Origin of the sequence: Streptomyces echinoruber, assembly GCF_014651135.1 — a bacterium.
GTDB lineage: Bacteria > Actinomycetota > Actinomycetes > Streptomycetales > Streptomycetaceae > Streptomyces > Streptomyces echinoruber.
Genome location: NZ_BMWH01000003.1, coordinates 14,157 through 37,368 on the forward strand (window position 1 = coordinate 14,157; position 23,212 = coordinate 37,368).

Genomic DNA, 23,212 nt, shown 5'->3' on the forward strand with positions numbered 1-23,212 from the left:
GGGCTACTCCCGGTCGTCGGCGGTGGCGCGGCGGCGCAGGGCGAGGAACGCGCCGACCGCCGTCAGGACGACGACGCCCCCGGCGATGCCGGCGATCACCCCGGCCGAGCCGGGTCCGCCGGAGGACGGGTCGGAGTCGGCCGGGACGGCCGACCACCAGCTCCAGTAGCCGTCCTGGCCGTAGATGTTGCCCGCGTCCTTCGGCATCGTCTCGATCGAGGCGATCTGGTCGGTGCGGTAGGCCTCGACGGCGTTGGGGTACGCCATGACGTTCATGTACCCCAGGTCGTACAGCCGGGACTCCATCCGCTGGACGATGTCCGCCCGTTTGGCGGGGTCGTACTCGGCGAGCTGCCGGGCGTAGAGCCGGTCGTAGGCCTTGTCGCAGATGAAGTTGTCGGTGGCGGCGGTGTCCTTGGGGGTGTCGGGCAGGGCCGCGCAGGTGTGGATGGACAGCACGAAGTCCGGGTCGGGGTTGACCGACCAGCCGTCGAAGGCGAGGTCGTAGCGGCCGGCGAGCCACGGGTCGGTGACGTTGTCCAGGCAGTCGAGGTTCACGCCGATGCCGAGTTTGCCCCACCACTCCTTGAGGTACTGCCCGACGGCCTTGTCGTTGGGGTCGGTGGCGTGGCACAGGACGCGGTAGGTGAGCGGCTTGCCGTCCTTGCCGACGCGCCTGCCCTCGGCGTTCTTGCGGTACCCCGCCTCGTCCAGGAGCCGGGCCGCCTTCGCCGGGTCGTAGGCGAGTTTCTGGTCCGGCGAGGGCTTCCAGAAGTACGTCGAGAAGCGCGGCGGGATGTAGCCCTGGCCCTCGACGGCGTGGCCCTGGAACACCTTGTCGATGATGGTCTTGCGATCGACCGCCAGGAACAGGGCGTGCCGCACCCGCACGTCGAGCAGGGACGGGTCGCCGTCGCCGAATTTCTGCCCGTCCTTCGCGCGGGCGCCGGGGTTGACGGCCAGGGCGTAGAAGCGGCGGCCCGGGGCGTCGTTGACGCGGATGTGCTTCGCGCCCTTGAGGGAGGCGGCCTGGGCGGGGGTCAGGGAGGGCGAGCCGGCGACGAACGAGACCTCGCCCTTGCGCAGGGCGGCGACCGCCGCGTCCTGGTCCTTGTAGTACCGGAAGACCAGCTCGTCGAACTTCGGCGCGCCGCGCCAGAAACGCTGGTTGGCCTTCAGCCGCACGTAGCTGTCGGGCTTGTACGCGGTGAGGACGAACGGCCCGTCGCCGACGACGGGGAAGCTCTTGTCGTTGTTGAACTTCGAGAAGTCCCCGACCTTCTCCCAGACGTGTTTGGGCACGATCGGCACGTCGAGCGCGGTCATCGTCGCCTGCGGCTTCTTCAGCCGGATGACCAGCCTGGTCGGGCTCGGGGCCGTCACCTCACGGAAGTTGGCGACGAAGCTGCCGTTGGCGGTGGCCGCCTTCTCGTCGGTCATCATCTTGGTGAAGGTCCAGGCCGCGTCCTCGGCGGTGACCTTCCGGCCGTCCGACCAGGTGGCGTCGGAGCGGATGGTGTAGGTCCAGGTGAGCTTGTCCGCGGACGGGGACCACCGGGTGGCCAGGCCGGGGACGGGGTGGGCGTCGCCGGGGTCGTAGTCGGTCAGGTACTCGTACATCAGCCGGTTGATGCTGGTACTGACCAGCCGGGTGGCCAGGAAGGGGCTGAGGGAGTCGACGCTCTGCGCGACCGCGACGGTGAGCGTCTTCTTCCCGTCCGCCGCCGCGGCCCGCTGGGGCGCGGGGTTCAGCGGGGTCGCGAGGCCGGCCGTGAGGGCCAGGGCCGCGACCCCGGCGGCGGCGAGCCGGGCGGTTCTGCCGTGCTGGTCTGCTCTGCTCATGGAGATCCTGACCTCGCGTCATCGCCGGCACAGTCGAGAAGAGTGGTCTATCAGCGCGCCTCCGGGGCGTCAACGGCGCGTAGAGGGCGTGTGGCCTGCGGAAATAACAAGTTGATCACACAATGGGCGGTCATTGGTCCATACCACTGAAGGGGTGCAGGTCGGGCGCTGGCGCCCGGGCTCGTCCTCCCCGTACCTGGGCAAACCGCCCGAAATGCGTTAACGCGTCGGCAACTTGGCGGAAGCCGTCGCGCCATACGGACGCGCGAGTCTGGGGAGGTACGGCCGTGCGGGTGCCGTGAACGGGCCGGGGTGCGCCATGTCACCCCGGCCCGTTGCCGTGTGCGCGGCCCGTTGCGCCGCGCGCGTCCGCCGCCGCGCGCGTCCGCCGCCGCGCGTGTCCGTCGCCGTGTGCGCTTGCCGCCGTGTGCGTCCGCCGTCGCGCGCGCCGTCGGCCGTTACGCGAGCCCCAGGACCCGCTTGAGGAAGTCCACCTGGAGCAGCAGCAGGTTCTCCGCGACCTGCTCCTGCGGGGTCATGTGGGTGACGCCGGACAGCGGCAGCACCTCGTGCGGGCGGCCGGCGGCCAGCAGGGCGGAGGACAGGCGCAGGGAGTGGGCGACGACGACGTTGTCGTCCGCCAGGCCGTGGATGACCATGAGCGGCCGGTGCGGCTCGGCGGGGGAGACCAGGCCGTCGTCGTCGACGAGCGAGCTGCGCGTGTACGCCTCCGGGGCGGCGGCCGGGTCGCCCAGGTAGCGCTCGGTGTAGTGGGTGTCGTACAGCCGCCAGTCGGTGACCGGGGCGCCGGCGATGCCCGCGTGGAAGACGTCCGGGCGGCGCAGCACGGCCAGGGCGGCGAGGTAGCCGCCGTAGGACCAGCCGCGGATCGCCACCCGGGACAGGTCGAGCGGGTGGCGCCGGGCGAGGTCCCGCAACGCCTCGATCTGGTCGTCCAGGGTGCGCGTGAAGTCGTCGCGGATGGCCTTCTCCCAGGCGGGGGAGCGGCCCGGGGTGCCGCGGCCGTCGGCCACCAGGACCGCGAAGCCCTGGTCGGCGAACCACTGGGAGGTCAGGTGCGGGTTGTGCGCGGCCACCACCCGCTGGGCGTGCGGGCCGCCGTAGGGGTCCATGAGGACCGGGAGGGGAGTGTCACCGTGGTAGTCCGTTGGCATAAGCAGGGCGCACGGGATTCGGCGTGCGCCCCCCTCCAGCAGTGTCACGCGCGGGGACAGACCGGGATCTTCGGCGTACGACGGGATAACCGCGACGCGCTTGCCGTCCCGCAGCACCTGCACCTGCGTGCCCGGCCGGTCCAGCCGGGCGGACACCAGCACGGTCACGTCCCCGGCACGCACCGCCGTGTGCACGCCGGGCTCCTGCGACACGCGCTCCACGCCGAGCTCGTTGACGCGGTGGACGTGCACCTCCCCGATCTCCGCGTCGGCCGCCTCCGCGCCCGCCGAGGCCGCGACCAGCACGTCGTCGGCCGACACGTCGAGCACCGCCCGCACGTGCAACTGCGCCCCGGTCAGCGGCCGTTCCCCCACCGCCAGGACACGCGCCCCGCCCTCGTCGGCGATCCGCACGAGCTGTCCCGACGGGCTCCAGCACGGCACCCCGGGGAAAAGATCCAGCCAAGTTGGATCTTCGTCGGCGTGCACCATCCGGGTCGCCCCGGTGTCCGGGTCCACGGCCAGGTACACCTGGCTGCGCTGGTCCCGCGCCTGCACCAGCAGCAGCGGCGGACCCGCCGCCGACCAGTGCACTCGTGCCAGATAGGGGTAGCGCGCCCGGTCCCAGACGACCTCCGTGCGCACCCCGTCGAGGCCGATCACGAACAGCCGCACCTCCGCGTTGTCCGTGCCCGCCGCCGGGTACGCCACCCGCTGCGGCTCGCGCTCCGGGTGCGCCGGATCGGCGATCCACCACCGCCGCACCGGCGTGTCGTCCACCCGCGCCACCAGCAGCCGGTCCGACTCCGGCGCCCACCAGAAGCCCCGGGAACGGCCCATCTCCTCGGCCGCGACGAATTCGGCCAATCCGTAAGTGACCGATCCCGCGCCCCGCGCGGGCTCCGGCTCGGCGAGCGCCCGGTCGCCCTCTCCCTCGGCGCCCACCACCCGCAGCGCCCCGCCGGCGACGTAGGCGACGTACCGCCCGTCGGGGGAGGGCCGCGGGTCCACCACCGGCCCCGGGACGCGCAGTTCGCGCGCCGTACCGGCCCGCAGCTCGGCCGTGAAAAGCCGCCCTGACAAGGCGAAAGACGCCAACTCGACGGTGGCGTCGGTGGCGTAGGCGACGACGCCCGCACCCCCCTCCCGGCTGCGCTCCCGGCGCGCCCGCTCCTCGGGCGGCAGGTGCTCCTCGGCGCCGCCCAGCAGGACCCGCGGATCGGCCGCCACGCGCTCCGTGCCGTCCGTCAGGTCCAGCACCCACAGCGCGCTCGCCCGGTCCGTGCCGGAACGCGAGCGCAGGAACACGACACGGGAGGCGTCGGGCGCCACGGTGAACGAACGCGGCGCGCCGAGCGTGAACCGCTGGGTGCGGGCGTGCCGTCGGGGAAAGGAGTCAGGCTCGGTCGTCATGGCACGACGATATTGGCCATGCGCCCCCTTGTGCGGCCGTGCGCCGACCGATGCGCGCGTTCGGATAGTTATGATCACAGTCGCATAGTGGGTAGGAACCTGCTTGCTCCCGCGAGGATTTGTCTGCCCCCAACGTCCGACCCCCCGCGCCCTTGGGACCTTTGGAGGTGAACCGCCGTGGCACTCTCGATTTCGGCGGTGGTGCTGCTGGCGATCATCGTCTTCATTCTGATCAGGAAGTCAGGGCTGAAGGCGGCACACGCCATCGTCTGCGTTCTGCTCGGCTTCTACCTCGCCTCCTCGACAGTCGCCCCGACGATCAACGAGCTGACGACGAACATCGCCGGGATGATCGGCAGCATCAAGTTCTGACACGTGCGGTGGTGCCGCGGGCGCCGGGGCGACGACCGGAGCTCGCGGCACCACCGGCCGGTCCCGCGCCCGGAGGAGCCCCGGCCGCCGAACGGCCGCGCGGCGCCCGACGAGAACCGGAGGCCCGCCGGCCTCCGCGGCGTCGGAAGATACGGGGATGCCCCGGCTCCGGCACCGGGCAGCTGCCGGCCCCTGCCGGGGAACGTCCCGCCGCCCGCGAGGACTCCGGCCGCGGCGGGGACGTCACCGTCGCCGACCGGACGGCTCCGCGGATGATCCGCCGCACTGTGCCGAAGGGCGTGTCGTGGACGAGCCGGGTCCGGCCGCCCCGACTCAGGACGGTGCTTCCGGCTCGACCGAGTTCTTCACGAGCTTCGGCGGAGCGCTGCCCACGTCAACCCGATAGCTGTTCATTATCTCTTCCAAGCGCCTGAATATCAGTTCGTCCCCGAGGTCTTCGCGGAGGGCCTCCAAAACTTGTGGAGCGCTGATCTCGGAGCAGTATTGACCTGGTTTCGTCTCGGGTTGCGGCGGCGGTGCGTCCTCACTGCCGGCGACAAGGGTTTCGATGTTGCCGCGGCGGTCGTAAACGGCAGTGATTCTCATCGGGGGATTCCTTTCGCTGCTGGTTCGGTCAGACGGTGGCAGAATCGGCGGAGTTGGCGAGAAAAGCTATTCGTTGACTCGGCTGACGAAGGTGATGAAGTTCTTCACGGGCAGGTTTCCGGTGTTGTTGCAATTTGCCCCGACGTAGTACTCCCAGTAGTTGATGTCCCCCTGCTGCCAGGACCTCTTCGTGATGTGCAGTTCGCGCACCGACATCGTGTAGTACCCGGAGGCGGACTCGTTCGGGATCGCGGTGATGGCGTAGGTGCCGAGGGTGCTGGGGGCGCTGCCCAGCGGCCAACTCAGCCAAAGCGCGCTTCCGGGCTGAATGGGGCTCCGAGTGGTCCAGTATTGCTTGGAGATTACTGCGACGGTACCCATGGCCGGCCTCGATTCGCATGGAGTTGCTCACGAATATTTCACACGGCCAACGTAAAACCCGCGTTCGCGGCCTGCAAGTCGATCAGGAGGGGGCGAGTCGGATTTCTGTGGAGCGGGCTTTTTCCCCGGCAAGGTCTTCGCGAATAAACTGTTGAAGATGAGTGCTTCCCATTCTGGATGTGGGTGATCCCGAAAGCGGGAACAGCGGTGGTTGCGCGGTCGATCCGATGGGCGCCGCAGCGAGCATGCGAGGAATCCGCCCTCGCGCGGGGCGGGCGAAGGTGCTTTCGCCCGGCACTCGTGGTCGGCGTGATCGCGGCGGAATTGGGCGTGTCTCTCGGGCGGGCGCGCTTCTCGGAGGTGTCGGCCGGTCCCGGCCGGGGAGGGCGGGGCGGCGGCGCATCCCCGCGGCCGGGGTGAAAGGGGAGAGCCGGTGCCTCGTAGGGTGGTTCCCATGACGCAACCGCCCTCCGCCAGCCTTCAGCTGGGGGAACCCCCGGCCCGCCGCGATCGGCGTCTGCTCCTGGTGCACGCGCACCCGGACGACGAGTCGATCAACAACGGCGCGACGATGGCCCGCTACGCCGCCGAGGGTGCCCAGGTGACCCTGGTGACGTGCACGCTCGGCGAGCGCGGCGAGGTCATCCCGCCCGGGCTGCGGCACCTGACCGGCGCCGCGCTGGGCGCGCACCGGCGCCGGGAGCTCGCCGCGGCGATGCGGGCGCTCGGGGTCACGGACGTCCGGCTGCTCGGCGGCGCCGGGCGGTACCGGGACTCCGGGATGATGGGCACCGCCGACAACGACGACCCCGCCTGCCTGTGGCGGGCCGACGTCGACGAGGCCGCCGCCCACCTCGTCGAGGTGATCCTGGAGGTGCGCCCGCAGGTCCTCGTCACCTACGACGACCACGGCGGCTACGGCCACCCCGACCACGTCCAGGCCCACCGCATCGCCCTGCGCGCCGCCGACCTCGCCGCCGAGGCCGGCTGGGAGATCCCCAAGGTGTACTGGAACCGCGTGCCGCGCTCGGTCGCCGAGGAGGCCTTCGCGCGGCTGGGCGAGGACCTGCCGGGGCTGCCGTTCGAGAAGGCGGCGAGCGTGGCGGACGTTCCGGGCGTGGTGGACGACGAGCGCGTCACCACCGCCGTCGACGGCAGCGCGTACGCCGCCGCCAAGGCCGCCGCGATGCGGGCGCACGCCACCCAGATCGAGGTGGCCGAGCCGTACTTCGCGCTGTCCAACGGGCTCGCGCAGCCCCTGTTCACCACCGAGTACTACGAACTCGTGCGCGGCGAGCGGCCGCGGGAGCGCGAGAGCGACCTGTTCGCCGGGATCACCGGGATTGTCGAGGATGCCGGGAGTACCGGGGACGCCGGGAGTGTCGGTGGTGCCGGGTCCGCGGGCGCGGGCGCGCAGGGCGGGGAGGTGTGATGGCGGACCGTTCCCCGATGCTCGCGCAGCCCTGGCGGCCGCCGTCCGCGGGGCGGGCCGCCGCCTACCTCGGGCTGTTCGTCCTCGGCGCGGTGGCCGGCGCGGCCGGGGCGCTGGTGCAGAGCGGCTGGTTCCCGGGCGGGCTGCTGCTGGCGCTCGCGGGCGCCGTCGGCGTGTTCCTGGGCGGCGCCCGGGCCGCCGACAGCCGGGCCGGGGCCGTCGCGCCCGCCGTCGGCTGGCTGGTCACCGTCATCCTGCTCACCGTCAGCCGCCCCGAGGGGGACTTCCTCTTCGCCGCGGGCGGCGGCACCTACCTGTTCCTGCTCGGCGGCATGGCCGTCGCTGTGATCTGCGCCACCCTCGCCCCGGGTCGGCAACCCGGTGGCGGTCCCGCCCGACTTGGCAACTGACGTACCACTTCGCCGTACCAGGCCCGTGCGGGTCGCGTGCGGGTTTCCGCAGCGGTCGTGGAATACGCGCCAGATGTGGCCAGTATGGTGGTGCGCGCCGCCGAGCCTCCCCCGAGCTGTCGGCTTGCCCGGCCGGGACAGCCGGACAGGACAGGGGGACCCCACTGCGTGAGGTCGTGACGGGCGGCGGAGCCAACCGGGAGAACCTGCCTTGAGTCGTGAAACTGACACTCCGTCCTCCGGGCCCCAGGGGCGCGGCGGAGCCGCCTACCCCTCGGGCACCCCGCCGTACGGCACCCCGACGGGTTCCGGCGACGGTGCGGACGCGGGCCGTTCGGCGACCCAGCCGGAGGAACGCAAGACCGAGACGACCCTGACGACCAGGATCCGGATCAACATCCCCGGGTCCCGGCCGATCCCGCCGGTCGTCGTGCGCAAGCCCGTCGGCGAGTCCGGCGGCGCGGGCGACTCCGCCGACGACGGCAAGCCCGCGACCGCCCCGTCCGGCACGGCCGACACCAAAGGCACCGGCGGCGCCCAGGGCATCGGCGGCGCCAACGGTGCCAACGGCACCGGCGCCGGCGCGGCCGAGGCGCCCGCCGAACCGGCCGCGCCGGCCGAGGAGAAGACGACCAGCGACTGGTTCGCGCCGCGCAAGTCCCCGGTGAAGAAGGACACTCCGTCCGGCGGCTCCGGCGTTCCCGGTGTTCCCGGCGTTTCCGGCGGTCCGGGTGTCTCCGGCGGTTCGGGTGTCTCCGGCGGTCCGGGCGCGCCCGCCGGCTCCTCCGGCGCCCCCGGCCGCCCGGGCGGACCCGGCACGTCCGGCGCGTCCGGCGGGTCCGGTGCGCCCCGCCCCGCCGTCGGCCGCCCCGGCGGTGTCGTCGGCTCCCTGAGCGCGCCCGGCGCCCGCACCGGCTCCACCAAGGGCGCCGGCCTGCCCGGCGCCACCGGCGGCCCGGTCGCGCCCGGCCACGGCGGCGGCACCGGCTCCTTCGACGTCACCGAGGTGCTGAACGCCGGGCGCCGCCAGGGCGCCGACGGCGGCGAGCCGCGCCGCGACGAACTGCCGTACTTCTCGGACGACGAGCGCGCCGACGGTCCCGGCGCCCGGGAGGGCTACGGCGACCAGGACGTGAACGGCGGTCAGGACCCGTACGGCAGCGGCCAGGACCCGTACGGGAGCGGCCAGGACCCGTACGCCGGTTTCGGCGGCGAGCCCGGCGCCCACGGCCCCGGCACCGGACCGGCCGCCGACCCCTTCGGCGCCGACCACGACTTCTCCGCGCCGAACGCCCCGGGCGGTGACGCCTACGCCGGCCGGCCCGGCCCCGGCGGGCAGCGCCCGCACGGCGGCCCCCAGGGCCCGAACGGACCCACCACCGGACCCGTCACCGGCGACGGCCCGCCGGTGCCCCCGGCCCCCGGCCTCGGCGGGCCGAACACGCCCGGCGGCCCGGGCGGACCCGGCCGTGTTCCCGGCGGTCCCGGCGCTCCCGGCGGTCCCGGCGCTCCCGGCGGTCCCGGTGCCGCGCCCGGCGGCGGCCCGTACGGCGGCGGCCGCGGACCCGGCGGCGGGATGAGCGACGACACCGCGGTCCTCACCCCGCAGAAGCCCGCCCCCGAACCCGGCGCACCCGGTTACGGCCCGGGCCCGGACAACGTCTCCGGAGACACCGTCACCAGCGGCATCCCCGTGGTGCCGCCGGGCTCCGGCACGCCCTTCGGCTCCGGCGCACCCGGTGCCGCCGCGCAGCGGCACACCCCGCCGAAGCTGCCCGAGCCGGCCGCCGCCGGCGCGCCGCAGGCGGCGTCGAAGAAGTCGCAGAAAAAGAAGGGCCGCAGCAAGCTCGCGCTGCTCGGCGGCGGCGTGGTCGTCCTCGCCGGTGTCGCCTACGGCGCCGGGCTGCTGATGAACCACTCCGACGTGCCCAAGGGCACCACCGTGCTCGGCGTCGACATCGGCGGCACCCGCGACGAGGCGGTCAAGAAGCTCGACGACGCGCTCGGCGACCGGGAGAACAAGCCGCTGAAGCTGACCGTCGAGGGCAAGACCGTCACGCTCGCCCCGGACCGGGCCGGGCTCCAGCTCGACACCCAGGCCACCGTCGACGCGGCCGCCAAGAGCGACTACAACCCGGTCTCCGTGATCGGTTCCCTCTTCGGCAACCACCGGGTCGTCGAACCGGTCATGCCCACCGACAAGGAGAAGCTGCGCGCCGCCCTGGAGACCGCCGCCGGCGGTGCCGGCACCGCGATCGAGGGCACCATCAAGTTCGAGCCCGGCAAGGCGGTCGCCGTCTACGGCAGGACCGGCAAGGGCCTCGACGTCGACCGTTCCATCGAGGTGGTCGAGCAGGCGTACCGCACCCAGATCGAGACCGGCAACCCCGCACCGGCGGCCCTGCCGACCACCACCCGTCGGCCGACGGTGCCCAACGCCGAGGTCGACCGCATGATGAAGAAGTTCGCCGAGCCCGCGATGTCGGCGAACGTCACCGTCAAGACCCCCGACGGACTGCACGTGGTCGCCTTCAGCCCGCAGAAGTCGCTGTGGAAGTTCCTCGGCGTCAAGGCCGTCGGCGGCAAGCTCGTCGACACCTACGACAAGGCCGCGCTCAAGGAGCTGTACGGCAGCACCTTCGACGGTGTGAAGGTCGCCCGCGCCACCGGCCAGAAGACGCCGGTCACCGTCGAGGACGTGATCAGCGCCCTGCGTCCGGCGCTGATGAGCACGACGAACCGGGTCGCGGTCATCGACACCAACCCGAGCTGACGCACCCACGGTGAGGGCACCCGGCGTCCACGGCCGGGTGCCCCTCGCCGTGCCCCCGGCCTCCGCTCACCCCCGTCACCGCCCCTGTCACCCGCCCCTGTCACCCGTCCCGTATGACATCTGTCATCCGGTACTCGGGATCCATGGCACTGCCCGGCGACGGCTCCCCGCGGACACGATGGGGACATGACGACGACAACGCGGACCACGACCGCGACCGCAACCCCGGCGGTGGCGTTCGAGCAGGTCGGCAAGAGCTACGGGGACGTGCGGGCCGTGGACGGGCTGACGCTGGCCCTGCACCCGGGGGAGACCGTGGCGCTGCTGGGCCCGAACGGGGCGGGCAAGTCCACCACCCTCGACCTGCTGCTGGGCCTCAGGCCCCCGGACACCGGCACGGTCCGGGTGTTCGGCGGCAGCCCGCGGGAGGCGATCGTCGCCGGGCGCGTGGGCGCCATGCTGCAGAGCGGCGGGCTGATGGAGGAGGTCACCGTCGAGGAACTGGTGCGGCTCCACTGCGACCTGCACCCGCGGCCGTACCCGGTCAGGGACGTCCTCGCCCGCGCCGGGATCGCGCAGATCGCCGACCGCAAGGTCGACAAGCTCTCCGGCGGCCAGGCCCAGCGCGTCCGCTTCGCGCTCGCCACCGCGGGCGACAGCGACCTGATCGTCCTGGACGAGCCGACCACCGGCATGGACGTCTCCGCCCGCCAGTCCTTCTGGGCGACCATGCGCGAACAGGCCGACCAGGGGCGCACGGTACTGTTCGCCACCCACTACCTGGAGGAGGCCGACGCCGTCGCCGACCGGGTGCTCGTGCTGCACCGCGGCCGGCTGCTGGCCGACGGCACCGCCGCCGAGATCAAGGCCAAGGCCGGAGCGCGCCGCATCTCCTTCGATCTGGAGGGGACGATCGACGAGGCCGCCCTGCGCGGCCTGCCCTTCCTCACCTCCCTGGACGTCTCCGGCCACACCGTGCGCATCCAGTCCGCCGACGCCGACGCCACCGTCCACGCGCTGTACGGGCTCGGCGTCTACCCCCGCAATCTCGAAGTGGCCGGGCTCGGACTCGAGCAGGCCTTCGTCGCCCTCACCGCGGCCGAGGAGGCCAAGCAGTCATGAAAAGCCTCGTCAAGCTGGAAATCACCCGCGCCCTGCGCAACCGCAAGTTCCTGTTCTTCTCCGTGATCTACCCGTCGGTGATCTTCCTGCTGGTCTCCGGCGGCTACGGCGGCACCGACCGGATCGACGGCACCGGCCTGACCGTCGCGACGTACATGATGGTCTCCATGGCGTCCTTCGGCGCCCTGACCGCCGTCCTGATGGGCAACAGCGAGCGCATCGCCAAGGAACGCGAGAGCGGCTGGGTGCGGCAGCTACGGCTGACCCCCTTGCCCGGACGCGGCTATGTCCTCGCCAAGACCGCCAGCGCGGCCGTGGTGAGCCTGCCGTCCATCGTGGTCGTCTTCCTCGTCGCCGCCGCCGTCAAGCACGTCCGCCTGGACGCCTGGCAATGGCTCGCCCTCACCGGCGTCATCTGGATCGGCAGCCTGGTCTTCGCGGCGCTCGGCGTCGCCCTCGGCTACCTCGCCAGCGGGGACGCCGTCCGCCCGGTCACGATGATCACCTACTTCGGCCTGTCCATCCTCGGCGGCCTGTGGATGCCGACGACCACCTTCCCGAAGTGGCTGCAGGACATCGCCTCCTGGATGCCCACGCACGCGTACGCCGCGCTGGGGCGGGCGATCGAGGAGAGCCACACCCCGCAGGCCCGGGACATCGTCCTGCTCGCCGCCTTCTTCGCCCTGTTCACCGGCGGCGCGGCCTGGCTGTACCGGAAGGACACGCTGAAGGCGTGAGCGCCATGACGAAGGGGCGGATGCGGGAAGCGGCCGGCGGGACCGGGGCGCGGGGGATCCCCGTGGGGGAGACTCCCCGCACCCTCCGCCAGGGGCTGCGCAAGGGCCTGTGGATCGGCGTCTGGCTGGTGTTCCTCGGCGAACCGGTCCGCGACCTGACCTCCGGCCGCCACACCCCGTCCGGCACGGCGGCCGGCTGGGCGGGCCTCGCGGTCTTCGTCGGCGTCTACCTGGCGCTGGTCTTCCGTAACATGGGCCGACCCGAGCACCGGCCCGCCGGCCTGTCCCGCGTCGCCGTCCTGATCGCCGGGCTGGGCGTGCTCGCCACCGTGCTGTGCCTCACCCTCGGCAGGCACTGGCTGGACCTGTACGTGTACGTCTCCGTGGCCTGCGGCGCCGCCCTGCCCCTGCGCGCGGTCTACTGGACGATCCCCCTGACCGGCGCGACCATGACGCTCGTCGGCCGGCACCTCGGCGCGACGGGCCCGGGACAGCGGCTCCTGCTGGTGGTGATGATCGGCTTCGCCATGACAGGCGTACGCCAACTGGTGCGCACGACCGTCGAGTTGCGCCGGGCGCGGGCCACTGTCGCCCAACTCGCCGCCAACGAGGAGCGGTTGCGCCTCGCCCGCGACCTGCACGACCTGCTCGGGCACTCGCTGTCCCTGATCGTCCTCAAGAGCGAACTGGCCGGCCGGATGCTGCCCGACCACCCCGACCAGGCGGCCCGGCAGGTCGCCGACATCGAACGGGTCGGCCGCCAGGCCCTGGTCGACGTCCGGGAGGCGGTCACCGGCTACCGCCGCCCGCGCCTGTCCGCCGAACTCGCCGGCGCCCAGGTCGCGCTGGCCGCCGCCGGCATCGCCGCGCACCTGCCCGAGGCGCCCGACCTGACCGGTGTGCGCGAGGAGAGCGAGTCCGCACTCGCCTGGGCGCTGCGCGAGGCCGTCACCAACGTGGTCCGGCACAGCGGCGCCGGCCGCTGCACCGTCGAACTGCTGCGCCGCCAGACCCTGGACGGCCCCCAGTTCGAACTGTCCGTCGAGGACAACGGCTCCGGCGGCTCCGGCGGCGGCCCCGGCAACGGGCTGACGGGCCTGGCCGAGCGCTTGGAGAAGGCGGGCGGCAGCCTGGAGGCGGGCCGTTTCCGGCACGGCTTCCGGCTGGTCGCCCGCGTCCCCGCGGGCCCCGCCCCGGACGTAGGATCCGGGGCATGAGCCGCACGATCAAGGTCCTCCTCGCCGAAGACCAGTCCATGGTCCGCGAGGCCCTGGCCGCACTGCTCGGCCTGGAGGAGGACATCGAGGTCGTCGCCCAGGTGGCGCGCGGCGACGAGGTCCTCGCGGCCGCCCGCGCCCACGACGTCGACGTGGCCCTGCTCGACATCGAGATGCCCGGCTGCACCGGCATCGAGGCCGCCGCCCGGGTCCACCGCGAGCTGCCGCGGGTGAAGCTCGTCGTCCTCACCACCTTCGGCCGCCCCGGCTACCTGCGCCGCGCCATGGAGGCCGGCGCCGACGCCTTCCTGGTCAAGGACGCGCCCGCCGCACAGCTCGCGGAGGCGATCCGCAAGGTGCTGGCGGGCGAGCGCGTCATCGACCCCACCCTCGCCGCGGCCGCCCTCGCCGAGGGCGCCAACCCCCTGACGGAACGCGAACGCGAGGTGCTGCGCGCCGCCGCCGACGGCTCCACCAACGCCGAGCTGGCCGCCGCCCTCCACCTGTCCCAGGGGACCGTCCGCAACTACCTGTCCACGGCGATCCAGAAACTGGCGGTGCGCAACCGGGCGGAGGCGGTACGGGTGGCCCGGGAGAAGGGCTGGCTGTGAGCCGCCCGGCCGGCCACGGCGGGTCCGCGTGGAACGGCCCCGGCGGGTCCGCGTGGAACGGCCCCGGCGGGTCCGCGCGGGACGGCACCGGCCGTCAGTTCAACCGGGCCCGGGCCGCCCGCGCCTGCTGCCGCACCTGCTCCGCCGCCGGCGCGTCGACGGCGGCGACCACCTCCGCGTACGCCTCCAGCTCCGCCGCCCCCCGCACGAACTCGCCCCGCTGCACCAGCACCTGGGCCCGCTCGTAACGCAGCCGCGCCGGATGCGACGGCAGCAGCAGCGACAGCTCCACCGCCCACAGCGCCACGTCCGACCGCTCCGGCCGCGCGGCGGCCCACGCCCGCACGTTGTTCAGGATCCGCAGCACGACCTCCAGCGGATCGGCCGGCCGCAGCATCGACGGCTCCAGCGGCACCCCCGTCGCCTGCAGCACCAGCAGCTCCGCGTCGGCCCCGCTCAGCAGCCGCCCCCCGGCGAACGGATCGGCCAGCACCCGCTCACCGGCGGCGTCCTCCGCGCCGAACCCGACCACGAAGTGCCCCGGCAGCGCGACCCCGTACACCGGCGCCCCGGCCCGCCGCGCGACCTCCAGCCACACCACCGACAGCAGGATGGGCAGCCCCCGCCGCCGCTGCAGCACCGAGTGCAGCAGCGACGACTCCAGCCGCCGGTAGTCCCCGGCGGAGCCGCCGAAGCCGTACCGCCCGCCGAGCAGGTCCCGCAGCGCCTCGGCCCAGGCGCGCGGCCCGCCGGGCCGGAACGGCAGCTGCCCGGCCAGCCGGTCCAGCTCCACCTGCGCGGCGTCCAGCCCCGCCTCGTCGAGCGCGCCGTCGGCCACCGCGCCCACCAGCAGGCACAGCGCCGACAGGTCGGGCCGCGGCGACCGGGCCTCCTCGGCGAACCGGCGCCGCAGCTCGGCCGAGCGCTCGGGCGGCGGGGGAACGAGGGGGCGCATACCGGTTTCGTGCCCTTCCACGGTGATCCCTACCTACGGCCTACGGTGATCTCTGCCTACGGTCCCTGCCTGCCGTGATCCCTGCCTACGGTGATCCCTGCCTGCCCGCCCCGGGCTCCCGGTAGTGGTGGTAGGCGTGGTGGACGGCGAAGCCCATCCCGGCGTACAGCCGCCGGGCCGCCGCGTTGTCCGTCTCCACCTGCAGCCACGCGGCCGACGCGCCCTCCTCCAGGGCCCGCCGGGCGAGCGCGGCCATTACGGCGGTCGCCAGCCCGCGCCGCCGCTGCTCCGGGGCGACCTCGACGGCGGCGAACCCGGCCCACCGCCCGTCCACCACGCACCGCCCGATCGCGGCGGGCGGCGCGTGGCGGCCGCCGCCGGGCACGCTCGCGAACCACACCGACGGCCCGCTGCCCAGCACCCGCAGGGCCACCTCCCCGGGCCCCGTGCGCCGGTACCGGGCCAGCCAGCCCGCGTCGGCCGTCCGGGACAGCACCACCTCGTCCCCCTCGGCCCGGTCGGCCACCGGGGCCAGCGCGCCCACCCACAGCTCGGCGGTCACCTCGCGCACCCAGCCGCGCGCCTCCAACTGCGCGCACAGCGCCTCCTGGGTGCCCTCGGCCCCGGTCGCCGCCTGCACGTACGCGGGCAGCCCGCGCTCGCCGTACCAGCGCCGCACGGCGGCCAGCGCCTCGTCCAGCGGCATCCCGGGGTCGCCCAGCGCCAGCACCGAGTTGGCCCGCCGGGTGAAGCCCGCCCGCCGCCCGGCCGCCGCCTCCTGCGGACGCTCCGGGGCGGAAGAGCCGGGGGCAGTCCCGTCGCGCGGCACCGGTTCGGCCGCCGCCCGCAGTTCCCACTCGCCCAGCCGCTCGCTCTCCACCGGCCGCCACGCCCGGGCGGTGACGCGCGCCAGCTCCTCGTACGACGCCGCGGGGCCCCGCCGGCGCGCCGGGGCGGCGGGGATCACCTTGCCCGCGACCAGGGACGACTCCGGGACGCGGACGACCTCGCCGTCCTTCCGTGTGATCACCAGCACACCGTCGTCCCAGGATGTGAGAACACCCACCGTGTCGGTGAACTTCGCGCCTGGCGCGCCGGGATCGGCCAAGCGCCGTACCGACACCCGTTTCCCCACGTCACCAGGGGTGACTCGGACCTCGAGACGGCCCGCAGCCGAGATTTCCACAGGTCAGTTCACCCCTCCTGTTCGGATCACGCCCCGGAACGGAGATACTAGGGGCGGGCATCGACGACGCCGCGCTCCCGCGCGCCACATGCGGCGGAGCCTTTCAGGACGGGCCCGCCAGCGCCCTATCGAGGAGGAACGACAGCGTGACCTACGTCATCGCGCAGCCTTGTGTCGACGTCAAGGACAAGGCGTGCATCGAGGAGTGCCCGGTCGACTGCATCTACGAGGGCCAGCGGTCCTTGTACATCCACCCGGACGAATGCGTCGACTGCGGAGCCTGCGAGCCGGTCTGCCCGGTCGAGGCGATCTTCTACGAGGACGACGTCCCGGAGGAGTGGAAGGACTACTACAAGGCCAACGTCGAGTTCTTCGACGAGCTCGGCTCGCCCGGCGGCGCCAGCAAGCTCGGCCTGATCGAGCGTGACCACCCGTTCGTCGCCGCGCTGCCGCCGCAGAACCAGTAACCGGCGGCCCGCACGCATCACCCGCGCCGCCTCGGTCCCGTACGGCCTGATGACGTTGATCCCGTACGGGACCGAGGCGTTTGCCGTACGCGCCGCACCGCACTGCACCGTGCCGCGTCGCACCGCGGCGCACCGTGCCGCACAGAAAGTGAGCCCGAACACCGTGTCCGCCGTCTCCGACCGGCTTCCGGTCTTCCCCTGGGACCGGCTCGAACCGTACAAGGCGCAGGCCGCCGCGCACCCCGGCGGCATCGTCGACCTGTCCGTCGGCACCCCCGTCGACCCGGTGCCCGAGCCGGTGCAGAAAGCGCTGATCGCGGCGGCCGACTCGCCGGGCTACCCCACCGTGTGGGGCACGCCGGAGCTGCGCGACGCGATCACCGGCTGGGCCGGGCGCCGCCTCGGCGCCCGCGGCCTCACCCACCGGCACGTGCTGCCCGTCGTCGGCTCCAAGGAACTCGTCGCCTGGCTGCCCACCCAGCTCGGCCTCGGCCCCGGCGACAAGGTCGCCTTCCCGCGCCTGGCCTACCCCACCTACGAGGTCGGCGCCCGCCTCGCCCGCGCCGGGCACGAGGCCTACGACGACCCGACGGCCCTGGACCCGGCCGGCCTGAAGCTGCTGTGGCTGAACTCCCCGTCCAACCCGACGGGCCGGGTGCTGGCCAAGGAGGAACTGACCCGGATCGTCGCCTGGGCCCGCGAGCACGGCGTCCTGGTCTTCTCCGACGAGTGCTACCTGGAGCTCGGCTGGGAGGCCGATCCGGTCTCCGTCCTCCACCCGGACGTCAACGGCGGCTCCTACGACGGCCTCGTCGCCGTCCACTCCCTCTCCAAGCGCTCCAACCTCGCCGGCTACCGCGCCGCCTTCCTCGTCGGCGACCCGGACGTCCTCGGCCCGCTGCTGCAGATCCGCAAGCACGGCGGCATGATGACCCCCGCCCCCACCCAGGCCGCCGTCGTCGCCGCCCTCGGCGACGACACCCACGTCCGCGAGCAGCGGGAGCGCTACGCCGCCCGCCGCGCGGCCCTGCGGGCGGCGCTGCTGGACCACGGCTTCCGCATCGAGCACAGCGAGGCCGGCCTCTACCTGTGGGCCACCCGGGACGAGTCCTGCTGGGACACCGTGGCCCACCTGGCCGAACGCGGCATCCTCGTCGCCCCGGGCGACTTCTACGGCCCGGCGGGCGAGCGGTTCGTGCGCGTGGCGTTCACGGCGACGGACGAGCGGGTGCGGGCGGCGGTGGAACGCCTGGCGCGCTGACGGCGCCCGCCCCGGCACGGGCTCGTGTGCTCCGGCGTGGACCCGCACAACCCGGCGTTGGATCCCCGCCCGCCTCTCGCGAGACGAACGGGGCCCAGGACGCGTCCTGGACCCCGTTTACCGTACGGACCGGCGGACCGGCCGGCGCTCGTCAGCGGAGTGACAGCCCCTTGACCGGCAGCGAGCGGACCGGCGTGGCCCCCTTGACGAGGCCGTCCGTGGACAGGCCGCCCTTGGTGCCCTTGGCTCCCTTGCTCCCCTTGGCACCCTTGCTCCCCTTGGTCGCGGGCTTCGCGGTGCCGTTCAGCGCGGCCTCGGTCGACCCCACCACGTTGTCGGCGACCTTCTGCGCGGCCGGCGTCGCCTTCTTCAGGACCTGGTCACCGGTCCGGCCCGCGGCCGGCACAGCCTTCTTGAGCGCCTGGCCGCCGGTGAGGTTCGCGACACCGGCGACGTGCTGCGTGGCACCGTCGGCGGCGTTGACGGCGCTCACCCCGTCCAGGGCGGTCGGCCCGCCGAGGTTCGGGGTGGCCGCCGGCAGCTCGGCGGCCGCGTGGGCGGAGCCGGCCGTACCGACCCCGGCAGCCGCTCCCGCAGCGACGAGCAGCGCGGCACGGGCGATCCGGCGGGTCAGGGGGAGGGACATGGTGCTCCTTCGACGGAGAGAACGGCAGAACAATGAACTGTCCGCCCGCGCCCGGAAGTTGACCGTCCCCGCGGGGATTGCCGTCCGGGCTCGGACGCAGTGACTACCGCTCGAGGCCCGCGAAGGTTGCGGCGAGACGACGTAAAGAGTTGGCAATGCGTCGCATTATCGGCTGGGGAGGAAAACGGGCAAAGAAGGCGGCGCGGGAAACCGCGCCGCGCGGCTGTGGCCCAGTATTTCCAAGGGATTCGGCGACCGCGGGGGCGACCGGACGAAAACCTGCGCACAGCGCCACCCGATTTCCCCGCGCACAACCCCCGCGGGTGAGTCCTCGCACTCCTGCCCGGTGCGCTACTGCCCGGTGACGATCCGGACCGCGCGCGTGTCTTTCGCGCCGTCGCCGGAACTGCGGCGCCACTCGCTGTCGGTGCTGCCCGCGCTCCACTCGCGCCCGGCGTAGGAGACCCGCCGGATGTGCAGCGCGGAGGAGTTGGCCACCGCCCAGTGGGCGAGCTGCCAGCCGCGCTCGCGCCCGCCGCGCCCGCCGGCGGCGGGGTCGTCGGTGACGGGCAGCGTCACGGTCCGGCCCTCGGTCCGCGCGGTCACCGCCGGCGCCGGGGTCCGCGTCGGCGCCGGCGCGGCGGTGGCCGCCCGGCCGGTGCCGGTGGCGGAGACCTCCGCGCCGGCGTCCTGCAGCACGTCCCGCCCGAAGTCGCGCACCAGCGCGGCGCGCACCGCGTCCGGACCCGGCGTGGTGCGGGTGGGGTCCGGGCGGCCCTGGCAGGTCAGGGTGGCCGCCGAGCGGCCGGTGAGGGCGGCGGCGAGCAGCGTCGCGTCCGGTTCGTGCTTGGCGTACGCCTGCGGGAAGCCGCTGCGCTGCACGCGCTGCGCCGCCACGGTCAGCGGCAGGCGGGTGTAGCCGGGCACCTTGGCCAGGTGCTCGTAGAAGACGCCCGCCGCGTACGTCGGGTCCATGATCTGCTTCGGCGTGCCCCACCCCTGCGAGGGCCGCTGCTGGAACAGGCCGAGCGAGTCGCGGTCGCCGTGCCGTATGTTGCGCAGCCCGGACTCCTGCAGGGCGGTGGCGAGCGCGATGGTCACGGCCCGCTCGGGCAGGCCGCGCCCGGTGCCGACGGCGGCGATCGTCGCGGCGTTCACCGCCTGCTCCGGCGTGAGCTCGTACGACGCTCCGTCGCCGTCGCCCGAGACGACCTTGCAGCCCGGGGCTCCCGTACCGCCCGTGATGTACTGCACCGCGAGATAGCCCGCCAGGGCGAGCAGGACCACGAAAGCCGCCCCGAAACGGAAGAGGCGGCCGCGTCGTTTGGGAGTAGGGGACGGCTCTGGCACGCGTATCAAGGTACTGGAGCCGGCCGGGCCGTTCGCGCGGAGTCCGGGACGAACGGCCGGATGCGACCGCCCCGACACAAGGGCCCGGCGCACGGGCCCGGCGCGAACGGCGCGGCGGGTTAGGGTCGTCGCATGGCCGACACCTCGCTTGACCTCACGCTGGACGCCGCGCGGCTGACCGCGCAGCTCGTCGACTTCCCCTCGGTCAGCGGCACCGAGCAGCCGCTCGCGGACGCGATCGAGACCGCGCTGCGCGCCCTGCCCCACCTCACGGTCGACCGGTACGGCAACAACATCGTCGCCCGCACGCACCTGGGCCGACCGGAGCGGGTCGTCCTCGCCGGCCACATCGACACCGTCCCGATCGCCGGCAACGTCCCCTCGCGGCTGGACGAGGACGGCGTCCTGTGGGGCTGCGGCACCTGCGACATGAAGTCGGGCGTGGCCGTCCAGCTCCGCATCGCCGCGACGGTGCCCGCCCCCAACCGCGACCTGACCTTCGTCTTCTACGACAACGAGGAGGTCGCCGCCGACCTCAACGGCCTCAGGCACATCGCCGAGGCGCACCCGGACTGGCTGCGGGGCGACTTCGCGGTGCTGCTGGAGCCCTCCGACGGCCAGGTCGAGGGCGGCTGCCAGGGCACCCTGCGGGTGCTGCTGCGGACGAAGGGCGAGCGGGCCCACTCCGCCCGCGGCTGGATGGGCGACAACGCCATCCACGCCGCCGCCCCCGTCCTGGCCCGCCTCGCCTCCTACCAACCGCGCCGGCCGGTCATCGACGGCCTGGAGTACCGCGAGGGCCTCCACGCGGTCGGCATCTCCGGCGGCGTGGCCGGCAACGTCATCCCCGACGAGTGCACGGTCACCGTGAACTTCCGCTACGCCCCGGACCGCACCGAGGAGGACGCGCTCGCCCACGTCCGCGAGGTGTTCGCCGACTGCGGCGTGGCCGAGTTCGTCGTCGACGACCACAGCCCCGGCGCCCTGCCCGGCCTGTCCCACCCGGCGGCCGCCGCCTTCATCGAGGCGGTCGGCGGCACCCCGCAGCCCAAGTTCGGCTGGACGGACGTCTCCCGCTTCTCCGCCCTGGGCATCCCCGCGGTCAACTACGGCCCCGGCAACCCGCTCCTGGCGCACAAGCGGGACGAACGGGTGGAGACCGCGAAGATCCTGGCGGCGGAGGAACGCCTGCGCGCCTGGCTCACGGCCTGAGGCGCGCCGCCGCGCTCCCGACATGCCGACGTCCCCCTTCCGTAACTCGCGTAGATCTACGCTGAGGTGGAAAGAGGCAAGCGGAGGGAGCGCACATGGCTACCGGGAACCCCGAGGGCACCAAGCGGCCACTCGACGAGCGGCGCCTCGGACCCGTCCTCCGACGACGGGGCCAGGTCCAGGAGAGCACCACCGACCAGCGACTGCTGGACGAACGCGCTCCCACGGACTGGGTGCACACCGACCCCTGGCGCGTGCTGCGCATCCAGTCCGAGTTCGTCGAGGGTTTCGGCACGCTCGCCGAACTGCCGCCAGCCATCAGCGTGTTCGGCTCGGCGCGCACACCGGTCGACTCGCCCGAGTACGAAGCCGGGGTACGGCTGGGCCGGGGCCTGGTCGAGGCGGGCTTCGCGGTGATCACCGGCGGCGGTCCCGGGGCGATGGAAGCGGCCAACAAGGGCGCGTGCGAGGCCGGCGGCACCTCCGTCGGCCTCGGCATCGAGCTGCCCTTCGAGCAGGGCCTCAACCCCTACGTCGACATCGGCCTCAACTTCCGCTACTTCTTCGTCCGGAAGATGATGTTCGTCAAGTACGCCCAGGGCTTCGTCGTCCTGCCCGGCGGCCTGGGCACCCTCGACGAGTTCTTCGAGGCCCTCACCCTGGTGCAGACGCACAAGGTGACCCGCTTCCCGATCGTCCTGTTCGGCACGGACTACTGGGGCGGCCTCGTCGACTGGCTGAAGAACACCCTGGTGGCCCAGGGCAAGGCGGCCGAGAAGGACCTCCACCTGTTCCACCTCACGGACGACGTGGACGAGGCGGTGGAGCTGGTGTCGAAGGAGGCGGGCCGCTAGCGCGGGCCCGGGCGGGGGCGCCACCCGGGCCGGGCGGGCCGGGTCGGGTCGGGAGCGTCCCGGACGGGCCGGGGGCCGGGGTCGGCGGATGGCGTCGGGGTCGTGGCGGGAGGCCGGCGATGCTGCCGGGTCCGGGACGGGAAGCCACCGGACGGACCCGGGGCCCGGGGCGGGAAGTCACCGGACGGACCCGGGGCCCGGGGCGGGAAGCCACCGGACGGACCCGGGGCCGGGGCGGGCCCGGTGCGTCGGGGAGCGGCCCCGGGGGCCGGCCCCCGCCGGGCCTAGGCCAGCCCCCGCCGGGCCACCGCGGGCTCCCGGTGGCCCGCGATCGACGCGACCATGTCGAGCACCTGCCGCGTCTCGGCCACCTCGTGCACCCGGTACACCTGCGCCCCCAGCCACGCCGACACCGCCGTCGTGGCGAGCGTCCCGAGCAGCCGTTCCTTCACCGGCTTGTCCAGCGTCTCGCCCACGAAGTCCTTGTTGGACAGCGACACCAGCACCGGCCACCCGGTGGCGACCATCTCCCCGAGCCGCCGCGTCGCCTCCAGGCTGTGCCGTGTGTTCTTCCCGAAGTCGTGCCCCGGGTCGATCAGCACCGACTCGCGCGGCACCCCGAGCGCGACGGCCCGCTCGGCGAGTCCCACGGTCACCTTCAGGATGTCGGCCATGACATCGTCGTACGTCACCCGGTGCGGCCGGGTCCGCGGCTGCGCGCCCCCGGCGTGCGTGCACACCAGTCCGACCCGGTGGCGCGCGGCGACCTCCGCGAGCCGCGGGTCGACCCCGCCCCAGGCGTCGTTCAGCAGGTCGGCCCCGGCCTCGCAGACGGCCTCGCCGACCTCGGCCCGCCAGGTGTCGACGCTGATGACGACGTCGGGGAAGCGCCGCCGCACCTCGGCGACGAACCCGGCGGTGCGCCGCACCTCCTCCTCGGCGCTGACCTCCTCGCCGGGCCCGGCCTTGACCCCGCCGACGTCGATGATGGCGGCGCCCTCGGCGACGGCCTGCTCCACGCGGGCGAGAGCCGGCTCGTCGCGGAAGGTGGCCCCCTGGTCGTAGAAGGAGTCGGGGGTCCGGTTCACGATCGCCATGATCACCGGCTCGTGCGGGGGGAACTCCCGCCTGCCCAGCCTGAGCATCCCCTGTGACCTCTTCCTCGTACGTGCTGCCGGTCGGCCCACTGC

21 protein-coding genes are annotated in these 23,212 nt (G+C 73.8%); 12 read left to right on the forward strand and 9 right to left on the reverse strand.

Annotated elements, in window-relative coordinates; genetic code table 11:
* Window positions 1–3: 3 nt before the first annotated feature.
* Window positions 4–1,842 (reverse strand): ABC transporter substrate-binding protein, encoded by a 1,839-nt coding sequence (locus IE225_RS05150; RefSeq protein WP_190056127.1) that lies wholly within the window; start codon window positions 1,840–1,842, stop codon window positions 4–6.
* Window positions 1,843–2,300: 458 nt separating this feature from the next.
* On the reverse strand, window positions 2,301–4,430 hold the full coding sequence (locus IE225_RS05155) for a S9 family peptidase (RefSeq protein WP_190056128.1): 2,130 nt from the start codon (window positions 4,428–4,430) through the stop codon (window positions 2,301–2,303).
* A 177-nt stretch (window positions 4,431–4,607) separates the two neighbouring features.
* On the opposite strand from IE225_RS05155, the gene IE225_RS05160 reads away from it, so the two are divergent.
* Window positions 4,608–4,802, forward strand: a complete 195-nt coding sequence (locus tag IE225_RS05160; RefSeq protein WP_190056129.1) for a hypothetical protein — start codon at window positions 4,608–4,610, stop codon at window positions 4,800–4,802.
* A 333-nt stretch (window positions 4,803–5,135) separates the two neighbouring features.
* Here the strand turns inward: IE225_RS05160 and IE225_RS05165 are convergent, their stop codons facing one another.
* A complete protein-coding gene (locus IE225_RS05165) occupies window positions 5,136–5,408 on the reverse strand; it encodes a hypothetical protein (RefSeq protein WP_190056130.1) in 273 nt (90 codons plus the stop codon).
* A gap of 66 nt (window positions 5,409–5,474) precedes the next feature.
* Window positions 5,475–5,618, reverse strand: coding sequence for a hypothetical protein (locus tag IE225_RS05170; protein ID WP_190056131.1), 144 nt, complete (start codon window positions 5,616–5,618; stop codon window positions 5,475–5,477).
* A gap of 625 nt (window positions 5,619–6,243) precedes the next feature.
* Between IE225_RS05170 and mshB the strand changes: the two genes are divergently transcribed.
* The 7 genes from mshB (at window position 6,244) to IE225_RS05205 (ending at window position 14,091) form a co-directional block, all read left to right on the forward strand.
* The gene (gene mshB / locus IE225_RS05175; RefSeq protein ID WP_190056132.1) at window positions 6,244–7,221 is read left to right on the forward strand and encodes an N-acetyl-1-D-myo-inositol-2-amino-2-deoxy-alpha-D-glucopyranoside deacetylase; all 978 of its coding nucleotides are present in this window, start codon (window positions 6,244–6,246) and stop codon (window positions 7,219–7,221) included.
* Window positions 7,221–7,631: a DUF6113 family protein gene (locus IE225_RS05180; protein WP_190056133.1), complete on the forward strand. Its 411-nt coding sequence runs from the start codon at window positions 7,221–7,223 to the stop codon at window positions 7,629–7,631. Before mshB ends, IE225_RS05180 begins: the two co-directional genes overlap by 1 nt.
* 211 nt (window positions 7,632–7,842) lie before the next feature.
* The gene (locus IE225_RS05185) at window positions 7,843–10,404 is read left to right on the forward strand and encodes a hypothetical protein (protein WP_190056134.1); all 2,562 of its coding nucleotides are present in this window, start codon (window positions 7,843–7,845) and stop codon (window positions 10,402–10,404) included.
* A gap of 186 nt (window positions 10,405–10,590) precedes the next feature.
* A complete protein-coding gene (locus tag IE225_RS05190) occupies window positions 10,591–11,526 on the forward strand; it encodes an ABC transporter ATP-binding protein (RefSeq protein ID WP_190056135.1) in 936 nt (311 codons plus the stop codon).
* Complete coding sequence (locus IE225_RS05195) at window positions 11,523–12,263, forward strand: ABC transporter permease (protein WP_190056136.1); 741 nt, start codon at window positions 11,523–11,525, stop codon at window positions 12,261–12,263. Before IE225_RS05190 ends, IE225_RS05195 begins: the two co-directional genes overlap by 4 nt.
* Window positions 12,260–13,480, forward strand: a complete 1,221-nt coding sequence (locus tag IE225_RS05200; RefSeq protein WP_373303134.1) for a sensor histidine kinase — start codon at window positions 12,260–12,262, stop codon at window positions 13,478–13,480. The genes IE225_RS05195 and IE225_RS05200 overlap by 4 nt, the downstream gene beginning before the upstream one ends.
* Entirely contained in the window at window positions 13,477–14,091 is a 615-nt protein-coding gene (locus IE225_RS05205) for a response regulator transcription factor (protein WP_190056137.1), read from the forward strand. Before IE225_RS05200 ends, IE225_RS05205 begins: the two co-directional genes overlap by 4 nt.
* A gap of 94 nt (window positions 14,092–14,185) precedes the next feature.
* On the opposite strand, the gene IE225_RS05210 is transcribed toward IE225_RS05205, so the two are convergent.
* Window positions 14,186–15,046: a transglutaminase-like and tetratricopeptide repeat-containing protein gene (locus IE225_RS05210; RefSeq protein ID WP_190056138.1), complete on the reverse strand. Its 861-nt coding sequence runs from the start codon at window positions 15,044–15,046 to the stop codon at window positions 14,186–14,188.
* 85 nt (window positions 15,047–15,131) lie between these two features.
* Window positions 15,132–16,232 (reverse strand): GNAT family N-acetyltransferase, encoded by a 1,101-nt coding sequence (locus tag IE225_RS05215; protein WP_190056139.1) that lies wholly within the window; start codon window positions 16,230–16,232, stop codon window positions 15,132–15,134.
* A gap of 146 nt (window positions 16,233–16,378) precedes the next feature.
* Between IE225_RS05215 and fdxA the strand changes: the two genes are divergently transcribed.
* Window positions 16,379–16,699 carry a ferredoxin gene (gene fdxA / locus IE225_RS05220; protein WP_190056140.1) on the forward strand — a complete coding sequence of 107 codons (321 nt, stop codon included), beginning with the start codon at window positions 16,379–16,381 and terminating at the stop codon, window positions 16,697–16,699.
* A 163-nt stretch (window positions 16,700–16,862) separates the two neighbouring features.
* Complete coding sequence (locus tag IE225_RS05225; RefSeq protein ID WP_190056458.1) at window positions 16,863–17,960, forward strand: bifunctional succinyldiaminopimelate transaminase/glutamate-prephenate aminotransferase; 1,098 nt, start codon at window positions 16,863–16,865, stop codon at window positions 17,958–17,960.
* Window positions 17,961–18,111: 151 nt separating this feature from the next.
* Here IE225_RS05225 and IE225_RS05230 read toward each other — a convergent pair whose 3' ends face one another.
* Window positions 18,112–18,606 (reverse strand): ATP-binding protein, encoded by a 495-nt coding sequence (locus IE225_RS05230; protein WP_190056141.1) that lies wholly within the window; start codon window positions 18,604–18,606, stop codon window positions 18,112–18,114.
* 351 nt (window positions 18,607–18,957) lie between these two features.
* On the reverse strand, window positions 18,958–19,956 hold the full coding sequence (locus tag IE225_RS05235; protein ID WP_190056142.1) for a VldE C-terminal domain-containing protein: 999 nt from the start codon (window positions 19,954–19,956) through the stop codon (window positions 18,958–18,960).
* Window positions 19,957–20,088: 132 nt separating this feature from the next.
* Here IE225_RS05235 and dapE point away from each other — a divergent pair, with 132 nt between their 5' ends.
* Together dapE and IE225_RS05245 are read left to right on the forward strand one after the other, a co-directional pair.
* Window positions 20,089–21,168 (forward strand): succinyl-diaminopimelate desuccinylase, encoded by a 1,080-nt coding sequence (gene dapE / locus IE225_RS05240; RefSeq protein ID WP_190056143.1) that lies wholly within the window; start codon window positions 20,089–20,091, stop codon window positions 21,166–21,168.
* A gap of 95 nt (window positions 21,169–21,263) precedes the next feature.
* The gene (locus IE225_RS05245; protein WP_190056144.1) at window positions 21,264–22,022 is read left to right on the forward strand and encodes an LOG family protein; all 759 of its coding nucleotides are present in this window, start codon (window positions 21,264–21,266) and stop codon (window positions 22,020–22,022) included.
* A gap of 284 nt (window positions 22,023–22,306) precedes the next feature.
* On the opposite strand, the gene folP is transcribed toward IE225_RS05245, so the two are convergent.
* Window positions 22,307–23,167 (reverse strand): dihydropteroate synthase, encoded by an 861-nt coding sequence (gene folP, locus IE225_RS05250; protein ID WP_190056145.1) that lies wholly within the window; start codon window positions 23,165–23,167, stop codon window positions 22,307–22,309.
* Window positions 23,168–23,212: the final 45 nt, after the last annotated feature.